Origin of the sequence: Amycolatopsis sp. NPDC004625, from assembly GCF_040609695.1 — a bacterium.
Taxonomy (GTDB): domain Bacteria; phylum Actinomycetota; class Actinomycetes; order Mycobacteriales; family Pseudonocardiaceae; genus Amycolatopsis.
Genome location: NZ_JBEXKX010000028.1, coordinates 12,039 through 31,156 on the forward strand (window position 1 = coordinate 12,039; position 19,118 = coordinate 31,156).

The window sequence follows — 19,118 nt, forward strand, 5'->3', positions numbered from 1 at the left end:
TCGTCGGGCGGCCCCGGGGTCCGGGCGAGCGGTCACGCGCTGGCGGGCAACTACCGGACGCTGACGGTCAACTCCCGGCGCACCTCGCTCGGTGCCCGCCCGAACGCGGTCTTGAACACCCGGCTGAAGTGCGCGGCGTCGACGAACCCCCAGCGGGCGGCGATGGCCGCGACCGGGCGGCCGGCGTGCACCGGGTCGAGCAGGTCGCGGCGGCAGTGCTCCAGCCGCCGGGTGCGGATCCAGCCGGAGACGGTGGTGCCCTGCTCCTGGAACAGCCCGTGCAGGTGCCGGGTGGAGATGAAGTGCTCGGCCGCGATCCGCGCCGGGGTCAGGTCCGCCGAGTGCAGGTTCGCGTCGATGTGGGCGCGGATCCGGCGCATCAGCTCGTGGTGCGGGTCGGCGTTCGCGCGGGCGAGGTCCAGTTCGGTGGCGAACAGGGTGGACAGCAGGTCGACGGCGCTGTGCGCCAGCCGCGCGCCCGCCGGGCCCGCCAGCTGCTCGAGGTTGCCGCCGAGCTGGGCGAGGAAGGGTACGACGACGTTGCCGACGCCTTCCTTGCCCGACATCCGCACCGCGGTCAGCCGCCCGACCAGCTCGGCGGGCAGGTCGATCAGCCGTTGCGGGAACATCACGACCAGGGTCCGGAAGTCCTCTTCGAACACCAGCGAGTACGGCCGGTGCGTGTCGTAGAGGGCGACGTCGCCGGGGCGCAGCACGGCCTGGCGGTCGTCCTGCACCAGCAGCCCGGTGCCGGCCAGGATCAGGCTCAGCTTGTAGTAGCGGCGCTCGCCGCGCGCGATCAGCTCCGGTGTGCGTTCCACGACGTGGGGTGAGGCGGTCACCTCGGAAACCTGCACGTCGTCGGCCGCCGACGAGCGGATCCGGCCGCGGAAGCCGTCACCGCCCGCGGTCACGTGCAGCGGCACGAAGGACTGGGAGACGGCGGCGCGGAATTCGGTGAAGTCACGGGCGATGAGGGTCGTCGGGGCAGGCACGGGGTCACCTCGCAGCGTCGGGAGGATGCAGCGTCGTATACGATAAGCGATACGATCTTCGGCGACAATGCCCGGCGTGTGTGAAGGCCGGCCCGATCGGGCATTCCGCGGGCATGACGAGAACCCGCGCCTACCGCGACGGCGTGCTGCACAAGGAAGACTTCCCGCTCGCGGACGTCTCCGACTACCTGGCCGAGTCCGGCACCGCCGTGTGGGTCGACCTCTGCGCGCCGTCGGAGGCGGATCTGGCCGAGCTCGCCGGCGAACTGGGCCTGCACCGGCTCGCCGTCGAGGATGCTGTTCAGGAGCACCAGCGCCCGAAGCTCGACCGCTACGCCGAGCACGCCTTCCTGACCGCCTACGCGGTGCGGTTCGACGCGGAAGCCGGGGACCTCGCGACGGCCGAGCTGGCGGTGTTCGTCACCCCGCAGGCCGTGGTGACGGTCCGCAAGGACGACGGGTTCGACATCGAGGCGGTGGTGCGCCGCTGGGACGAGAACACCGAGCTGGCGAAGTCCGGCGTGCCGTTCCTGGTGCACGGCCTGCTCGACTTCGTCGTCGACGGCCAGTACGAGGCCGTGCAGGCGCTGGACGAAGAGGTCGAAGCGCTGGAGGACTTCGTGTTCGACGAGCGGCCGGACCAGTCGGTGCTGCAGCGCCGCTCGTTCCGCCTGCGCAAGAGCCTGACCCGGCTGCGCAAGGTCGTGCTGCCGATGCGCGAGGTGATCAGCTCCCTGATGCGCCCGGACCTGCGGCTGGCCGACGAGCTGACGCGCCCGTACTTCGAGGACGTCCACGACCACGCCCGGCAGGCGGCGGAGCAGACCGAGTCGCTGCGGGAGCAGGTGACCACCATCCGGGAGACGCAGCTGAACCTGCAGAGCAACCGGCTCAACCTGATCATGAAGAAGGTCACCGGCTGGGCGGCGGTGATCGCGGTGCCGACCGCGGTGACGGGGTTCTACGGCCAGAACGTCCCGTACCCGGGGAACGGGACACCGGCCGGGTTCTGGACGTCGACGGCCGTGGTGCTGGTGCTGTCGCTCGGGCTGTACGGGTTGTTCAAGAAGAAGGACTGGCTCTGAGCCGAAGCTCCACTGTGGAGTGTCCACTCCGGACGCCCGCGGGTGCGCGCGACGAAGGCCCGCGAGGCGTCGGGGACGCGTCGGCGGAACCCGTGCCGCCATTCAGCCGAACGGGCCAGCGCAGCGGGATGGCCTGGCAGGAAAGGAAAGGCTTCGAGGACCGCCTCGGGGAGCGCGCGCGGACACGGGCGCGGCTGGTTGCTCAACCGTTGCCGTCCAGTTTAGTGCAGCTGCTCTATGCTGAGCCATCCGGTGTGCGGACAGCGGGGCGGCGCCGAGCGCCGGCAGACCAGGAAACGGGTGGCGGATGGGTGGGGCAATGGCCGAGGGGACGCGCCCGGGTGCCGGAATCGCCGTCGCAGGCGTGGGCGAAGCCGGGGAGCAGGAGCTGCGGCGGCTGCTGGCCGGCCTGACCGCGGTCCGCGACGGCGACTTCGGCATCCGGCTGCCCGGCGGGGCCGACGGCCTGCTCGGCGAAATCGCCACCGTCTTCAACGGCATGGCCGACCAGCTGTCGCTGTTCACCTCCGAGGTCACCCGCGTCGCCCGCGAGGTCGGCAGCGAGGGCCAGCTCGGCGGCCAGGCGAAGGTCCCCGGCGTGTCCGGCACCTGGAAGGACCTCACCGACTCGGTGAACGCCATGGCCGGCAACCTCACCACCCAGGTCCGCGACATCGCCCAGGTCGCGACCGCGGTCGCGAAGGGCGACCTGTCGCAGAAGATCGACGTCGACGCGCGCGGTGAAATCCTCGAACTCAAGGACACCGTCAACACGATGGTGGATCAGCTGTCGTCGTTCGCGGACGAGGTCACCCGCGTGGCGCGCGAGGTGGGCAGCGAAGGCCGCCTGGGCGGCCAGGCGCAGGTGCCCGGCGTCGGCGGCGTGTGGCGCGACCTCACCGACTCGGTGAACTTCATGGCGGGCAACCTGACCGACCAGGTCCGCAACGTCGCCCAGGTGACCACGGCGGTGGCGAAGGGCGACCTGTCGCAGAAGATCACGGTCGACGCGCGGGGCGAGATCCTCGAGCTCAAGAGCACGATCAACACGATGGTGGACCAGCTGTCGTCGTTCGCGGACGAGGTCACCCGCGTCGCCCGCGAAGTCGGCACCGAGGGGCGGCTGGGCGGCCAGGCCGACGTCAAGGGCGTCTCGGGTACCTGGCGCGACCTCACCGACTCGGTGAACTTCATGGCGGGCAACCTGACCGACCAGGTCCGCAACATCGCCCAGGTGGCCACCGCGGTGGCGAGCGGCGACCTGTCGCAGAAGATCAACGTCACCGCGCGCGGAGAGGTCCTGGAGCTCAAGGACACGCTGAACACGATGGTGGATCAGCTGTCCGCGTTCGCGGACGAGGTCACCCGGGTGGCGCGCGAGGTCGGTACCGAGGGGCGGCTGGGCGGCCAGGCCGACGTCAAGGGCGTCTCGGGCACCTGGAAGGACCTCACGGAGTCGGTCAACGTCATGGCCGACAACCTCACCGCGCAGGTCCGCTCGATCGCCCAGGTCACCACCGCCGTCGCGCGCGGTGACCTGTCCCAGAAGATCCGCGTCGACGCCCGCGGCGAAATCCTCGAGCTGAAGGACACCATCAACACGATGGTGGATCAGCTGTCCGCGTTCGCGGACGAGGTCACCCGGGTGGCGCGCGAGGTCGGCACCGAGGGCAACCTCGGCGGCCAGGCCACCGTCCGCGGCGTGTCCGGCACGTGGAAGAACCTGACCGACAACGTCAACGTGATGGCGTCCAACCTGACCGGCCAGGTCCGCTCGATCGCCCAGGTCGCCACGGCGGTCGCGCGCGGCGACCTGTCGGGCAAGATCACCGTCGAGGCCAAGGGCGAGGTCGCGGCCCTGGCCGACGTCATCAACACGATGGTCGACACGCTGTCGGCGTTCGCGGACGAGGTCACCCGCGTCGCCCGCGAGGTCGGCACCGAAGGCATGCTGGGCGGCCAGGCGCGCGTGCCGAACGTGGCCGGCACCTGGAAGGACCTCACCGACAACGTCAACTCGATGGCGAACAACCTCACCGGGCAGGTCCGCAACATCGCCCAGGTGACCACCGCCGTCGCGCAGGGCGACCTGACCCGCAAGATCGACGTCGACGCCCGCGGCGAGATCCTCGAGCTCAAGACCACCATCAACACGATGGTCGACCAGCTCTCGGCGTTCGCCGCGGAGGTCACCCGCGTCGCCCGCGAGGTCGGCAGCGAAGGCCGCCTCGGCGGCCAGGCCGAGGTCGAGGGCGTGTCGGGCACCTGGAAGCGGCTGACCGAGAACGTCAACGAGCTGGCCGGGAACCTGACCCGCCAGGTCCGCGCGATCGCCGAGGTCACCAGCGCCGTCGCCGAGGGCGACCTGACCCGCTCGATCACCGTCGACGCCTCCGGCGAGGTCGCCGAGCTGAAGGACAACATCAACTCGATGGTGGAGTCGCTGCGCGAGACGACGCGGGCGAACCAGGAGCAGGACTGGCTCAAGTCCAACCTGGCCACGATCACCGGCCTGATGCAGGGCCGCCGCGACCTCGCCGTCGTCGCCGCGGCCGTGATGGACGAGCTGGTCCCGCTGGTCAACGCCCAGTACGGCGCGTTCTACCTGGCCGACGACACCGCCGAGGTCCCCGAACTGCGGCTGGTCGGCGCCTACGGCCACCCGGACGACGGCGACGGCCCCACGATCCGGTTCCGGGTCGGCCAGTCGCTGGTCGGGCAGGCCGCCCGCAGCCGCCGCGCGATCGCCGTCGACGACGTCCCGCCCGGGTACGCCACGATCTCCTCGGGCCTGGGCAGCACCGCGCCGGCCAACCTGATCGTGCTGCCCATCGTGGTCGAGGACCAGGTGCTCGGCGTGATCGAGCTGGCGTCCGTGCACGGCTTCACCACGGTGCACCGGGCGTTCCTGGAACTGCTGATGGAGCAGATCGGCGTCAACGTCAACAGCATCGTGGCCAACGCCCGCACCGACGAGCTGCTCGGCGAGTCGCAGCGGCTGACCGCGGAGCTGCAGGCCCGTTCCGAGGAACTGCAGGCGCGGCAGGAAGAACTCCAGTCCTCCAACGCCGAACTGGAGGAGAAGGCGGCGCTGCTGGTCACGCAGAACCGTGACATCGAGACGAAGAACCTGGAGATCGAGCAGGCGCGCCAGGAACTGGAGGCCCGCGCCCAGCAGCTGACGCTCGCGTCGAAGTACAAGTCGGAGTTCCTGGCCAACATGAGCCACGAGCTGCGCACCCCGCTCAACAGCCTGCTGATCCTCGCCCAGCTGCTCGCGCAGAACCCGACCCGCAACCTCACCGCCAAGCAGGTCGAGTACGCGGGCATCATCCACTCCGCGGGTTCGGACCTGCTGCAGCTGATCAACGACATCCTCGACCTGTCGAAGGTCGAGGCCGGCAAGATGGACGTCACGCCGGAGCAGGTGTCGCTGCGCCAGCTCATCGACTACGTCGAGGCGACGTTCCGGCCGATGACGTCGCAGCGCAACCTGGACTTCCGGATCACCGTCGCGCCCGGCTCGCCCGCCGAGCTGCTCACCGACGACTCGCGGCTGCGGCAGGTGCTGCGCAACCTGCTGTCCAACGCGGTCAAGTTCACCGAGGTCGGCCTGATCGAGCTGCACATCGAGGCGGTCGACCCCGAACGGCTGCCGCGGCCGCTGCGGGTGCACGGGCCCGCCGTCGCGTTCCGGGTCACCGACACCGGGATCGGGATCGCCGAGCACCAGCTCGAATCGATCTTCGGCGCGTTCCAGCAGGCCGACGGCACGACCAGCCGCAAGTACGGCGGCACCGGGCTCGGCCTGTCGATCAGCCGGGAGATCGCCCAGCTGCTCGGCGGCGTGATCACCGCCGAGAGCACGCTGGGCGAAGGCAGCACGTTCACCTTCTCGCTGCCGGTCGCGCGGCCGGACTTCGCGCCGCTGCCGGCCGGGGAGCACCCCGGCACGGCCCTCGTGACGACGGATTCCGGCGCCGCCGCCGTGTCCTCGGGCCCGCGGCCGTACCGCCGGCTGCTGGTCGTCGAGGAACGCCAGCACGGCCTGCTCACGCTCGTCGCCGAGAGCGCGGCGGCGGACCTGGCCGACAGCCGCGACATCGGCCTTTCGCCCGCCGACGTCGAAGTCGTGACGGCGGTCGGCACGCAGGAGGCCGCGGCCGCGCTCGCCACCGACGCCTACCACTGCGTGGTGCTCGACTTGGACCTGCCGGAGCGGACGGCGTTCAGCTTCCTCGACGCGATGCAGGGCGACAGCGCCCTGCGGCTGGTGCCGGTGCTCGCGCACAACAGCCGCCGGCTCGACGTCGAACTCGAACAGCTCGTGCAGTCCCGCTCGGACCGGCAGTCCCTGGAGGTGCTGTCCGGCCTGGACGAGCTGCGCGAGCGGATCGCGCTGCACCTGTCGGCGGAGGAACCGGGCGCGGTGCTGCCGCTGGTCCGCCCGGACGAGCCGGCCGCGCCGGTGCGCCCGGCCGACGTCGACACGACCCTGGCCGGGCGCACGGTGCTGATCGTCGACGACGACCCGCGCAACGTCTACGCCCTGACCGGCATCCTGGAGCTGCACGGCATGCAGGTGCTGCACGCCGAAGACGGCCGCAAGGGCGTCGAAACGGTCGCGGCGCACCCGGGCATCGACCTGATCCTGATGGACGTGATGATGCCCGAGATGGACGGCTACACCGCGACCGCGAAGATCCGCGCGATGCCCGAGCACGCCGGGATCCCGATCGTCGCGGTGACGGCGAAGGCGATGCCGGGCGACCGGGAGAAGAGCCTGGCCTCGGGCGCGACCGACTACGTGACTAAACCGGTGGACGCGGACGACCTGATCACCCGCATCAAGCGGCACGTGACGGCGTGATCGGGTGACCACCGAAGACGAGATCGTCCCCGTACTGCCCCCGCCCGCCGAAGTGTCCGCGAACTTCGCCCGGCTCGCCGACACCGTCGCGCGGCTGCGCGGCGAGGTCGACCACGCGCACGCCGTCGCCGACGGCCGCGCGCTGATCGAGCTGGCCAAGGGCGTGCTGATGGAACGCCTCCACTGCACGCCGTCGGACGCGGCGAAGCAGCTGGAAACGCTGGCCGAGCGGTCCGGCGTGACGCCGCTGGAGTTCGCCGCGGACGTCGTCGGCGAGGCGGCCGAGGACCGCATCACCGAGGTGACGCAGGAGTTCCTGGCTCGCGCCGAAGGGGAAGAGTCGGTCGCGGTGCGGCTGCGCACGGCCGAAAGCGGCGTGCTCGCGGCCGGGGACACCCAGCGCGTCGCGGAGTCCATTTTGGAGCACGCGCTGCGGCCGCTCGGCGCGACCGCGGTCGCGGTGTGGCTCGCCGGGCCCGACGGGTCGCTGACCCTGGCCGGGTCGGCGGGGTTCTCGGCCGAGGAGGCGGCCCGCTGGCGGTACGTCCCGCCGGGCGTCGCCACGCCGGCCCGCAGCGCGCTGATCGAACGCGACACCGTCTGGTACCCGACGCTGGCGGCGGCCGGGCTGCCGTCGATCGGGCAGCACACGCTCTCCGGCGGCGGCCGCGTCGCCGTGCCGACCGGGACCGGCGGGCGGATCATCGGCGTCGTCGAGATGTGCTGGCCGGAGCCGCTGCCAGCGGAACCGGGCCGGCAGCGCCGTCAGCTGGAGGCGCTGGCCGAGCTGTGCGCGCACACCCTCGACACGTGGGACGGCGTGATCGCGCCGGTGGCGGCGAACGGGGCCGGGGACTTCCTGGGCGAGCTGGTCGACTTCATCGACGGCCTGCACGACCCGGCCGTGCTGCTGTCGCCGTGCCTGGACGGCGGCCACCTGAGCGATTTCCGCATCCACCACGCCAACGTCCGGTTCGCCGACCCGGGCGGGCGGCCGCGCAGCCGGATCGTCGGCACCCGGATGCTGGAGTCCTACCCGCTGGCGGCCGAGGAGAGCGGCCTGCTGGACAAGATCCAGCGCGTCTACGCCACCGGGGAGCCGTTCCGGGCCGAGAGCATGGCGATCACCACCCTGGTCGACCAGGTGCCGCTGACCGTGCTGACCGACGTCAGCGTCACCCGGTTCGCCGGGAACGTGCTGCTCATCCTGCGCATCCAGGACGACGCGGCGAAGCTCGCCGTGCTGCTGCAGCACGCCCAGCGGCTCGGCCGGATCGGCGGCTTCGAGGAGAACGTCGTCACCGGCGTGATCACCTGGAACACCGAGCTGTTCGCGCTGTACGGCCTGCCGCCGAACGCCGCGCCGCTTTCGCTGCACGAGCTGGCCACGCACGCGCACTCCGACGACGCCCCGGCGATCGGCCGGTTCCTGCGGGCGGTGCTGCACCACAAGCGCCCGTCGTCGACGGCGTTCCGGCTGCAGCGCTCCGACGGCGTCGCCCGGCACATCCGGGTGGTCGCCGAGCCGGTCGTCGACGGCCGCGGCGAGCTGGTCGCGGTCCGCGGCGCCTACCAGGACGTTTCGTCGCAGCACTGGACCGAGGTGGCGCTGGCGGCGACGCGGGACAGGCTGGCCGAGACCGAGCAGCAGGCGATGGAGCGCAACCGGCTCGCGCTGCAGCTGCAGCACGCGATCATGCCGCCGGCCAAGGGGCCGATCGACATGCCGGGCCTGCGCGCGGCGGTCCGCTACCGCCCGGCGGAGAAGGAGCACCTGGTCGGCGGCGACTGGTACGACGCGGTCGCGTTGCCGACGGGCGAGGTCCTGCTGTGCGTCGGCGACGTCGCCGGCCACGGCATCGACGCGGCGACGGGCATGGTGAGCCTGCGCAACGCCCTGCGCGGCCTCGCGGCGACCGGCGCCGGGCCGGCCCAGCTGCTGACCTGGCTGAACCTGGTGGCCTACCACCTCACCGACCACGTCACCGCGACCGCGGTCGCGGCGGTGTACGACCCGGCCAGCCGCCGGCTGCGCTGGGCCCGCGCGGGCCACCTGCCCCCGATCGTCCGCCACCGCGACGGCACGGCGACGACGTTGCCGCTGATCCGCGGCTCCCTGCTGGGCGCGGTCCGCGACGTGGTGTACCAGGAGGACGAGCTCCAGCTGGCCGAGGGCGACATCCTGCTGATCTACACCGACGGCCTGATCGAGCGCCGCGACCGCCCGGTCCAGGATTCGGTGTCCCGCCTGGTCACCCTGGTCGACGGCCACGACGGCGGCCTGGAGCACCAGCTGGACCGGCTCCTGACGTACAGCACGGCGGACACCGACGACGACACGTGCGTGGTCGGCATCGAGGTGATCACCGTCAGGGGTTGATGGCCAGCACGAGGAAGCCCGCCAGCAGGACCAGGTGCACGCCGCCCTGGAGGCGGGTTGCTCGGCCCGGGACCACCGTCAGGACGCTCACCACCACCGTCAGCGCCAGCAGCACGATCTGCGTCGAACCCAGGCCGAGCAGGAGCTGGCCCGGCAGCCACAGCGACGCCAGCGCGATCGCCGGGATCGTCAGGCCGATGCTGGCGATCGCCGAGCCGTAGGCCAGGTTGAGGCTGATCTGCATCCGGTCGCGCTGGGCCGCGCGGACCGCCGCCAGGGTCTCCGGCAGCAGGACCAGCAGCGCGATCACCACCCCGACGAACGACTGCGGGAACCCGGCCGCGCGCACGCCCGCCTCGATCGCGGGGGACTCCACCTTCGCCAGCCCGACCACCGCGACCAGCGCGACCAGCAGCAGCGCCAGGCTGCCCAGCGCCGCCCGGTCGGTCGGCGGGTCGGCGTGGTCGTCCTCCTTGACGGCGCCGTCGGCCGCCACCGGGAGGAAGAAGTCGCGGTGGCGGACCGTCTGCGTCAGCACGAACGTCCCGTACAGCGCCAGGGACGCCAGCGCCGCGAACGTCAGCTGCGTGGGGGAGAACGCCGGTCCGGGGGTGCTGGAGGTGAACGCCGGCAGCACCAGGCTCAGCGTGGCCAGTGTCGCGACCGTGGCCAGCGCGGCGCCGCTGCCTTCGGAGTTGAACAGCGTCGAGCCGTACCGGCGGGCGCCGACGAACAGCGAGATGCCGACGATGCCGTTGGTGGTGATCATGACGGCCGCGAACACGGTGTCCCGCGCCAGCGAACCGGCTTCCGGGCCGCCGGAGACCATCATCGTGACGATCAGCGCGACCTCGATGACGGTGACCGCGACCGCGAGCACCAGCGAGCCGAACGGTTCCCCCACCCGGTGGGCGACGACCTCGGCGTGGTGCACCGCGGCCAGGACGGTCGCCCCCAGCGCGACGGCGACGACCGCCACGAAGACCGGGCCGAGGTCGCGGCCCCACGACAGCGCCAGCACGAGCACGCCGAGCACCGGGGTGACGGAGGTCCAGGACAGCAGGAAGGATCTCAGCGCGGCGACCATGCCTCCACCCTGTCACACCGCGGGGCGTTCCGCGGCCCCGCAGGGCACTTCTCACATCGTCCCTTGTGGACGGTCGAGGGGTGCCGGGACCAGCGTGGGGGCCGCGGTCAGCACGTGCCGGCGGAAGGTTTCGCTCAATGGTGGGAGTTTCCGCCCGGTCGCCCAGGCGAGGCCGATGTCGCGGGCAGCGTCCACATCGGTCAGTTCCAGGTGCGGCGCCGGAAACGCCGCGGTGTGCGGCAGCGGCAGCACCGACACCCCGAGCCCGGCGGTGACGAGCCCGCGCAACGTCTCGACCTCGTCGCCCTCGAACCCGGTGCGCGGGACGAATCCGGCTTCGGCGCACAGCCGCTCGGTCGTCTCGCGCAGGGCGTAACCCGGTCGCAGGAGGATGAACGGCTCGCCGGCGACGTCGGCGAGGCGGACCCGGCGGCGCCCGGCGAGCCGGTGGCGCGGCGGGACCGCGAGCCGCAGCGGCTCGACGAGCAGCCGGGACCAGTGCAGCTGCGGGTGCCCGGGGTCGCCGCTGGTGATGACCAGGTCCGCGGTGCCGTCGAGCAGTTCCGCCTCCAGGCCGGCCTCGCCGTGCTGCCGCAGTTCGAAGCGGGCGCCGGGGTGCTCCTGCAGGAAGCCGCGCAGCACCTCGGGCACGAGCCAGGTGCCGAAGGTGTGCAGGAACGCCAGCGGGACGACCCCGGTGCCCGGCGCGACGATCTCGCCGACCTCGCGCAGGCCCTGGTCGAGCTGGTCGAGCACGAGGTCGGCGTGCCGCCGGAAGGCGTGCCCGGCCGGCGTCAGCCGCAGCACCCGCCCGGACCGGCGGAACAGCTCGGCGCCGGCGTCGCGCTCGAGGCGGCGCAGGGCCCGGGACAGCGCGGGCTGGGTGAGGTGACCCCGCGCCGCGGTCTCCGTGACCGTCGCGCCCGCGGCGACCTCCCGGAAGAGCCGCAGCGTCTCGATGTCCATGCGTCCAGTGTATGGATTTTCAGCCAATCAGGCATTGGACGCATCGATCATCCCGGGGCAGGCTGGAGGTATGGCTACCGTGGCAGAACAACTGGTCAGGACCCTGCGGGACGCGGGCGTCGAGCGCATCTACGGCATCGTCGGCGACAGCCTCAACCCGATCGTCGACGCCGTCCGCCGCACCGACGGCATCGACTGGGTGCACGTGCGCCACGAGGAGACCGCCGCCTTCGCCGCGGCGGCCGAGGCGCAGGTCACCGGCAAGCTCGCCGTCTGCGCCGGCAGCTGCGGCCCGGGCAACCTGCACCTGATCAACGGCCTGTTCGACGCCCACCGCTCGGGCGCGCCGGTGCTGGCGATCGCGTCGCACATCCCGTCCAACCAGATCGGCACCGGCTTCTTCCAGGAGACGCACCCGGACCGGCTGTTCGCCGAATGCAGTCACTTCAGCGAGGTGGTGGCGGACCCGGCGCAGCTGCCGCGGCTGCTGCGGATCGCCACCCAGGCCGCCGTCGGCAAGGGCGGTGTCGCGGTGCTGACGATCCCGGGCGACCTCGCCGACCGCAAGGCCACCGGCCCGCTGAGCGAGCGGCTTCCGCTGGTGACGCCGTCGCCCGCGGTGCCTGCGCCGGAGACCGTCCAGGAGCTCGCGGACCTGCTGAATTCCGGCGAGAAGGTGATGCTGTTCGCCGGCGCGGGCGTCCGCGGCGCGCACGAGGAGGTCATGGCGCTGGCGGAAAAGCTCGCCGCGCCGGTCGGGCACTCGCTCGGCGGCAAGGAGTGGATCCAGTACGACAACCCGTTCGACGTCGGCATGAGCGGCCTGCTCGGCTACGGCGCCTGCTACGACGCGATGCACGAGGCCGACCGGATCGTGCTGCTGGGCACGGACTTCCCGTACGACAACTTCCTCCCGCAGGCGCGCACGATCCAGCTCGACCACGACGCTTCGAGGCTCGGCCGCCGCACACCGCTGGACCTGGCGGTGCACGGCGACGTGCGTGAGACGCTGCGCGCTCTGCTGCCGCTGCTGCGGCCTCGGGATGACCGCGCGTTCCTCGACCGGATGCTGCGCGAGCACGTGCGGAAGCTGGAGAAGGTCGTCGGCGCGTACACGACGAAGATCGAACACCGGCGCCCGATCCACCCGGAGTACGTCGCTTCGGTGCTCGACGAGGTCGCCGCCGACGACGCGGTGTTCACCGTCGACACCGGCATGGGCAACGTCTGGGCGGCGCGGTACCTGACCCCGAACGGCCGCCGCCGCGTGCTGGGTTCGTTCCGGCACGGCAGCATGGCGAACGCGCTGCCGCACGCGATCGGCGCGCAGCTGTCCCAGCCGGGCCGCCAGGTGGTGTCGCTCTCGGGCGACGGCGGGCTCGCGATGCTGATGGGCGACCTGCTGACGCTGCCGGCGTACGACGTCCCGGTGAAGGTGGTGGTGTTCAACAACGCCACGCTGGGCATGGTGAAGCTGGAAATGCTGGTCGACGGCCTCCCGGACTTCGGCACCGACCACGCCCCGGTCGATTTTGCGGCGATCGCGGCGGCGTGCGGCGTGTTCGCGGAGCGGGTCGAGGACCCGGCCGAGGTCCGCGGCGCGCTGGAGAAGGCGTTCGCCCACCCGGGCCCGGCGGTGGTCGAAGTGGTGACGGACCCGAACGCGCTGTCGATCCCGCCGCGGATCACCGGCGAAATGGTCCGCGGATTCGCCCTGGGCGCGACGAAAACGGTGCTCAACGGGGGTGTCGGCAAGATGGTCGACCTGGCCCGGGCCAACCTTCGCAACACCCCGCGGCCCTAGTTTCGTCCACTGTGGACTGAGCTTCGGCTACCCACCGTGGTGATCGACCACTCGTTCGGCTGCTGGGACGGAGGCGGGTTGCCTCTTACCTTCGAGGAAGCGCTCGCCGTTTCGTCGTGGGAGGTGTGCCGGCGTGCTCGTGGCTCTCCAGCGCACCGGCGAGGACCGGGTGCTGCCCCCGGCGGTGGGGCACCTGGTGGAGTTGCTCCGTTCGTGGGGGCCCGGACCCGACCACCTGACGGGACTGGCGTTGGTGGGGGTGAGCCTGCCGAGCCGGCTGGGCGCCCGCTTCGTGGACGCGCTGGTGTTCACGCGGAGCGGCGTGGTGGTGATCGCGGCCCACGCGCCGGGGCCGGGGGAGTGGCCGGGCCCGGGAGACCGCACGGGGGCGGCGGTGGAGGCGGCGAAGGGCGCGCTGGCCGGGCATGAGGGTGGGCAGTATGTGACGGGGCTGGTGGCGGTGGTGCCGCCGGTGCCCCAACCACTCGCCACTCGGTCCGGCCCGGCGACAGAGCCACCCGAGAACCTCGACGCGGCGCCCGGATCGTCCGGCACCCAGCCTCGCCCGGGAGCAGTCCCACCCGCGAGCCTCGACCCAGCGCCCGAACCGCCCGCCACTCCACCCGGGCCCCCACCCGTCCCCGCCTTCCGCTGGCGTGAACCCGATCCCGTCCCCGGTGTCGCCGTCGTCCTCGCCCATCCGCGCAGCCTGCGGCGGATCATCGGCCAGCACAACCGGTGGCGGACCGTCTGGTCCGCCGACGACATCCTCGACGCCTGCTACGCCCTCTCCCTCGCCCACCTCGCGCCGCCCCGGGCCGCGCTGCTGGCCGATGGCTTTCCCGCGCGGCTTCCCGTGCGCTCCCGGCTGCCGGAGCTGCCCGCCGTCGTTCCCCTCCCGCCCGCGCCGGTGCCCGTGGTCGTCGACGACGAAACCGCCTGGATCGCGCCCGTGCGGGGGGCCAGCTCGGCCGTCTTTCCGCGGCCTCGGCCCATTCGGCAGGTTCCGTGGGGCCTCGTCTTCGTGCTCACCGTGCTCGTGGCCGCCGGGATCGTGGCCGCCGTGTTCGTTGCGCAGGTCTTCCACGGGTCTTGACCCGTTCGGATCGTTTCAACTAGGCCATCTGCACCGTTTCCCCGGAGCATCCGCTGGGCACCTCCCGGTAGATCCGAAAGGGGTTCACGATGCCGCGCACCCGAGCGCTTGTCCTTCTCGCCCTCCTCGCGGGTGCGTCCCTCACGGGGTGCAAGCTCGCCGACGGGATGACCACCCAGGCACCCGGGACAGCCGCCGCCCCGCCGGTCTCGCCCACCGAGGCCCGCAGCCAGCTCGCCGCCCTCAAGGTCGCCGTGCGCGGGACCATGGACGGCTACAGCCGCGACGAGTTCCCGCACTGGGACAAGGTCGACGCCAACTGCGACACCCGCGAGCAGGTGCTCAAGCGCGACGGCAAGGACGTCAAGACCGACGCCCAGTGCGCCCCGAAGTCCGGCACCTGGGTCAGCCCCTACGACGGCCAGACCTGGCACAAGGCGTCCGATGTGGACATCGACCACGTCGTGCCGCTCGGGCAGGCGTGGATCAGCGGCGCCAAGTCGTGGACCAAGCAACGGCGTGAGCAGTTCGCCAACGACCTCGTCCGCCCGCAGCTGAAGGCCGTCACCGACAACCTCAACGAGCAGAAGAGCGACAAGGCCCCGGACGCCTGGAAGCCGCCGCTGGTCTCGTACTGGTGCACCTACGCCACCGACTGGATCGTCGTCAAGACCAACTACGGCCTCACCATCACCGTCCCCGAGAAGAACGCACTGGGAACCATGCTGGACCACTGCTAGAACGAGCGGGCCGCCGCCACCGCCTGGTCCGCATAGGACTGTCCGAACAGGACCGTGTGGACCAGCAGCGGGAACAGCTGGTGCAGCCCGGTCCGGTCGCGCCAGCCGGCCGCCAGGGGCGCGGCCTCGTCGTAGGCGGCGACGACGCGGTCCAGGTGCGGGCAGCCGAACAGGTGCAGCATCGCCAGGTCCGTCTCGCGGTGCCCGCCGTGGGCGGCCGGGTCGATCAGCCACGCCTCGCGCCCGTCCCACAGGACGTTGCCGGTCCACAGGTCGCCGTGCAGCCGCGCGGGTGGCTCGGCCGACGCCGGGATGCGCGCGCAGGCCCGCTCGAACACCGCCGCTTCGGCGCGGCCGAACGTCCCCGCGTCCACCGCCAGCCGCACGTAAGGCAGCACGCGGTCCGACGCGTACCAGGAAGCCCAGTCGCCGGCCGGGACGTTCGCCATCGGCGCCCGGCCGATCCAGGCGTCCGCGGGTCCGTCCGGCGGCGGCGCCCCGAACGCCGGGGCGCCCGCGGCGTGCAGCCCGGCCAGCCCGCGGCCGAAGCGCTCCGCCGCCGCGGCCGACGGACGCCCGGCCGGGACGCGGTCGATGACCAGCCGGTCGGTGTCGTGGCTGCGCACGGCGGGCACCGGCACCGTGCCCGCCGCCGCCAGCCAGCGCAGGCCCGCCACCTCGGCCGCCGTCGCGCCGGGGGCGTGGCCGTGCTTGACCACGACGTCGCCCCCGCCTTCGGGATCGCTCATGTCCGGGCACGGTACCGGCGCGCTACGGTGGTCGCCGGAGAAGGAGGGGGCACGACGGTGACGGTCCAGGTCCGGGAACTCGAGCAGCTGCTCGGCACGCTGGTGGAGGTCCAGCGGTCGGAAGCGCGCGACTACTCGTCGTTCAGCGTGCGCGGCAAGCGGTTCGGCTACTTCTGGCCGCGCACCCGGACGGTCGGCCTCAAGCAGACCGTCTCCGAGCAGCTGGCGCTCGTCTCGGAACGCCCGGACGTGTTCGAGGTGCAGTTCACCGCCGGCGGGTTCGGCTGGGTGGTCGTGTACCTCGACGGCATCGACGCTGACGAACTCGCCGAGCTCCTCTACGAAGCCTGGCGGCTCTCCGCACCGGAGGAACTCGTCGCCGAGGTGCCCTTCACCAGGATCGCCCGCGCGTAGAGCAGGTCGAACCCCTGCCGCTGCGCGTTCTGCTGCGACTTCGACCCCGGCAGCGTGGTGACGATGGCGACGTCGCACCCGGCGGCGGTGGCGGCGGCGAGCCGGGTGCGCAGCAGGGCCGTCTGGACGCCGCGGCGGCGGTGGGCGGGCATGGTCGCGGCGCCGGCGAACTGCGCGATCCCGTCGGTGATCCGGAAGCTCGCACCGCCGGCGAACTCGCCGTTCCGTTCCGCGGTGTACCGCCGGACCCCGGCCATGTCCCGCAGCGCGTTCACGATGATCCCGGGGGAGAAGTCTTCGTGCGAAGGCAGCCCTTCGGTGTCGGTGACCATGGAGGCGTCGGCGATGGCGGCCAGCCAGGCCTCCAGCTCGTCGTCCCGGCAGGGCCGGACCTCGCCGCCGGCGGCTTCCACCGGGCCGCCGAGGCGCCGGCCGAGCACGTTCTCGTAGGACTCCAGCCGGTAGCCGCGCGCGGTCAGGAACGCCCCGACGACGGGATCGGCCAGGTGGCTCAGCTCGACCTGCACCGGCGAGCCCAGCTCGGCGAAGGCCGCTTCGACCTCGTCCAGGTCTTCGGGCAGGCCGGCGAAACCGAGGCCCGCGACCTTGTTGAACGGCGAGTCCGCCTCGGCGAAGCTGGCGACACCACCGGCGAGCGGGCGCACGAACCCGGCGTCATCGCCGAGCCGCACGCGCGCGGAGCTGCTGCACGCGGCGACGAACCGCGCCTCCGCGTGTTCGATCCGCCGCGCCAACCCGACATCGCAAAACAGCCGTTCCCCGTCCACGTCCCCACAGTGGCGGACGCGGACGGGGAATTCCAACCGGTTTTCAGCCCTCGACTCGGTGCGAGGCCCAGAACGACGTCAGGTCGGTCGACCCCGCCGCCGCCTGCGCCGCGGCCTTGAACTCCGCCGTCGTCGACACGCCGTACCAGTGCGACTGCGCGTACGACTTCAGCAGGTTCGCCATCGCCGTGTCGCCGATCAGCCGCCGCAGGTCGTGCAGGGTGCACTTGCCGTAGTTGTAGACGACCGTGGAGTACCGGGACGAATGCGCGTCCCAGTAGGCCATCGAGTTGGTCAGCTTCTCCGCACTCGACTGCCAGGTGATGCCGCAGCCGCTGCCGGTGATCCCGCGGTAGAGGTCGGTGGCGTAGTCGGTGAAGCTCTCGTCCAGCCACGGCGAGTTGTACTCGTCGTCACCGACGATCCCGTAGAACCACTGGTGCGCCAGCTCGTGGGGGAGCGCCGTGGTCGACACGAGGTCCATCACGAAGCCCGGGTACTCCATGCCGCCGAACCAGAAGTTGTTGTCCAGCACCACGTCCACCTCGCCGTACGGGTAGTCGCCGAAGCGGCCCGAGTGGACGTCGATGGCGTCGGCGGCCAGCGTCAGCATCTGGTTGGCGCTGCTGGTGGAGATCCCGCTGACCGAGTAGACGTTGACCCGCACGCCCTTGCCGGACGTCGTGCTGATCTTCGCGAACGGGCCGGCGCCCCACGCGAAGTCCCGCACCTTCGGCGCCACGGCGTGCGTGGTGGTCGTGCTGCCGCTGGTCGTCTCGGTCGACGTCCCGGTGGCCGGGGTCAGCAGCGACGTCGGGTGCACCAGGGTGACGTCGAAGTCGCTGATCACCGTGTAGAACGACTCGCCGTTGTTCGTGTACGGGTCGAGGTGCCAGCCCGCGCCGTCGCGGACCGCGAGCACCGGCAGCGCGTTGCCGATCATGTTGAACGCGCCGTCGTGGCCGAACCGGTCGGCGCCGCTGGGCACGACGATGCTCAGGTCGAACCCGATGCTCGCCGACTGGCCCTGGGCCAGCGGCGCGGGCAGCGTGATCTTCAGCGCCGTGCAGTTCACGCTCAACGCGGACGGCGTGCCGCCGGTGACGTTCGTGACCGTGATCGGCGTGCTCGGGCAGCTGCCGTGGTAGTTGTCCCAGAGCCGCAGGTACACCTCGGGCAGCGCGGTCGCCGAGCCGTTGGTGAAGCTGACGCTCTGGTGCCCGGTCCACGTGTCGCCCGCGGTGTTCGACGTCAGGTTCACGGTGTAGGCGGGGTTGACCGGCGTGCGCGTGGAGTCCGCGGGGGCCGCGGTGATCGTCCAGGTGAAGGTGGCGCTGCCGCTGTTGCCGGCCGGGTCCTTCGCCGTCACGGTCACCGAGGACGTGCCCGCGGTGGTCGGCGTGCCGGTGATCTTGCCGGTGCTCGCGCCGATCGCCAGGCCCGCCGGCAGTCCGGTGGCGCTGTAGGTGAGCGCGTCGCCCTGCGGGTCACTCGCCTGGATCTGCAGCGACGCGGCCTGGCCGACGGCGCCGGTCTGCGCGCCCGGCGAGGTGACGACCGGCGACTGCGGGTTGCTCGTCCCGGTGGTGGTCAGCGCGAAGTCGTCGAGCAGGAAGTTGGTGGCCAGACTGGAGTCTTCGGTGCCGGTGATCTTCAGCGTGACCGTCTGGCCGAGGTAGCGCGAGACGTCCACAGTGCGCTGGACGTAGCCGGTGTTCTTGTCCAGGTTCGAATAGCCGGCCAGGGTGTCGGCGCCGGCCTGGACCACCAGCTTGTCGTACTTGGTGGTGGTCGTCGTCTCCTGGGTGTCGATGTGCGACCACCACGACAGGGTCGCGGACGCGCAGCCGGCGGGCAGCGTCAGCGCCTGGGACAGGGTGTCGGTGTGCGTGCTGCCGGTGCCGTCCAGCCAGGCGTCCATCGTCCCGCTGTGCGCGGGTTCCGCGGTGGTGGCGGCGGAGATGACCCCGCTGGTCTGGGTCCACGGCGCGGTGCCGCTCTCGAAACCGCCGTTGCCGACGAGCTGGTCGCCGCAGACCGCGGCGGCCTGGGCCGGCGCGGCGACGGCGACGGTGCCCAGCAGGCCGATGGCCGCGCCGAGCGCAGCAGAAAGCACCCTCGATCTCATGGAGGTCGTCCTTTCC

At 72.0% G+C, this 19,118-nt stretch carries 13 protein-coding genes; 7 read left to right on the forward strand and 6 right to left on the reverse strand.

What is annotated here, in order from left to right; all coding sequences use genetic code 11:
• Positions 1-50: 50 nt before the first annotated feature.
• A complete protein-coding gene (locus ABZW17_RS28580; RefSeq protein ID WP_354820777.1) occupies positions 51-995 on the reverse strand; it encodes a helix-turn-helix domain-containing protein in 945 nt (314 codons plus the stop codon).
• 113 nt (positions 996-1,108) lie between these two features.
• Here ABZW17_RS28580 and ABZW17_RS28585 point away from each other — a divergent pair, with 113 nt between their 5' ends.
• From ABZW17_RS28585 to ABZW17_RS28595, 3 genes are all read left to right on the forward strand, one after another.
• Positions 1,109-2,080 carry a magnesium transporter CorA family protein gene (locus ABZW17_RS28585; protein WP_354820780.1) on the forward strand — a complete coding sequence of 324 codons (972 nt, stop codon included), beginning with the start codon at positions 1,109-1,111 and terminating at the stop codon, positions 2,078-2,080.
• Between the two features lie 319 nt (positions 2,081-2,399).
• The gene (locus ABZW17_RS28590) at positions 2,400-6,950 is read left to right on the forward strand and encodes a HAMP domain-containing protein (protein ID WP_354820783.1); all 4,551 of its coding nucleotides are present in this window, start codon (positions 2,400-2,402) and stop codon (positions 6,948-6,950) included.
• Between the two features lie 4 nt (positions 6,951-6,954).
• Complete coding sequence (locus ABZW17_RS28595) at positions 6,955-9,330, forward strand: SpoIIE family protein phosphatase (protein WP_354820786.1); 2,376 nt, start codon at positions 6,955-6,957, stop codon at positions 9,328-9,330.
• Here ABZW17_RS28595 and ABZW17_RS28600 read toward each other — a convergent pair.
• Positions 9,320-10,417, reverse strand: a complete 1,098-nt coding sequence (locus ABZW17_RS28600) for an ionic transporter y4hA (protein ID WP_354820789.1) — start codon at positions 10,415-10,417, stop codon at positions 9,320-9,322. The two genes, ABZW17_RS28595 and ABZW17_RS28600, sit on opposite strands and share 11 nt — an antisense overlap.
• Before the next feature lie 51 nt (positions 10,418-10,468).
• Positions 10,469-11,383 (reverse strand): LysR family transcriptional regulator, encoded by a 915-nt coding sequence (locus tag ABZW17_RS28605; protein WP_354820792.1) that lies wholly within the window; start codon positions 11,381-11,383, stop codon positions 10,469-10,471.
• A gap of 70 nt (positions 11,384-11,453) precedes the next feature.
• Here ABZW17_RS28605 and ABZW17_RS28610 point away from each other — a divergent pair, with 70 nt between their 5' ends.
• The 3 genes from ABZW17_RS28610 to ABZW17_RS28620 all read left to right on the forward strand — a co-directional run bounded on the left by ABZW17_RS28610 (position 11,454) and on the right by ABZW17_RS28620 (position 15,023).
• Complete coding sequence (locus ABZW17_RS28610) at positions 11,454-13,187, forward strand: pyruvate dehydrogenase (protein ID WP_354820795.1); 1,734 nt, start codon at positions 11,454-11,456, stop codon at positions 13,185-13,187.
• Positions 13,188-13,320: 133 nt separating this feature from the next.
• Complete coding sequence (locus ABZW17_RS28615) at positions 13,321-14,283, forward strand: hypothetical protein (RefSeq protein ID WP_354820798.1); 963 nt, start codon at positions 13,321-13,323, stop codon at positions 14,281-14,283.
• Between the two features lie 89 nt (positions 14,284-14,372).
• On the forward strand, positions 14,373-15,023 hold the full coding sequence (locus tag ABZW17_RS28620) for an HNH endonuclease family protein (protein WP_354820801.1): 651 nt from the start codon (positions 14,373-14,375) through the stop codon (positions 15,021-15,023).
• On the opposite strand, the gene ABZW17_RS28625 is transcribed toward ABZW17_RS28620, so the two are convergent.
• Positions 15,020-15,772, reverse strand: a complete 753-nt coding sequence (locus tag ABZW17_RS28625) for a fructosamine kinase family protein (RefSeq protein WP_354820804.1) — start codon at positions 15,770-15,772, stop codon at positions 15,020-15,022. The genes ABZW17_RS28620 and ABZW17_RS28625 overlap by 4 nt on opposite strands.
• A gap of 57 nt (positions 15,773-15,829) precedes the next feature.
• Here ABZW17_RS28625 and ABZW17_RS28630 point away from each other — a divergent pair, with 57 nt between their 5' ends.
• Positions 15,830-16,186, forward strand: coding sequence for an MmcQ/YjbR family DNA-binding protein (locus ABZW17_RS28630; RefSeq protein WP_354820807.1), 357 nt, complete (start codon positions 15,830-15,832; stop codon positions 16,184-16,186).
• Here the strand turns inward: ABZW17_RS28630 and ABZW17_RS28635 are convergent.
• Together ABZW17_RS28635 and ABZW17_RS28640 are read right to left on the reverse strand one after the other, a co-directional pair.
• On the reverse strand, positions 16,111-16,941 hold the full coding sequence (locus tag ABZW17_RS28635) for a GNAT family N-acetyltransferase (protein ID WP_354820810.1): 831 nt from the start codon (positions 16,939-16,941) through the stop codon (positions 16,111-16,113). The genes ABZW17_RS28630 and ABZW17_RS28635 overlap by 76 nt on opposite strands.
• Positions 16,942-17,017: 76 nt before the next feature.
• Positions 17,018-19,090, reverse strand: coding sequence for a putative Ig domain-containing protein (locus tag ABZW17_RS28640; RefSeq protein WP_354821036.1), 2,073 nt, complete (start codon positions 19,088-19,090; stop codon positions 17,018-17,020).
• Positions 19,091-19,118: the final 28 nt, after the last annotated feature.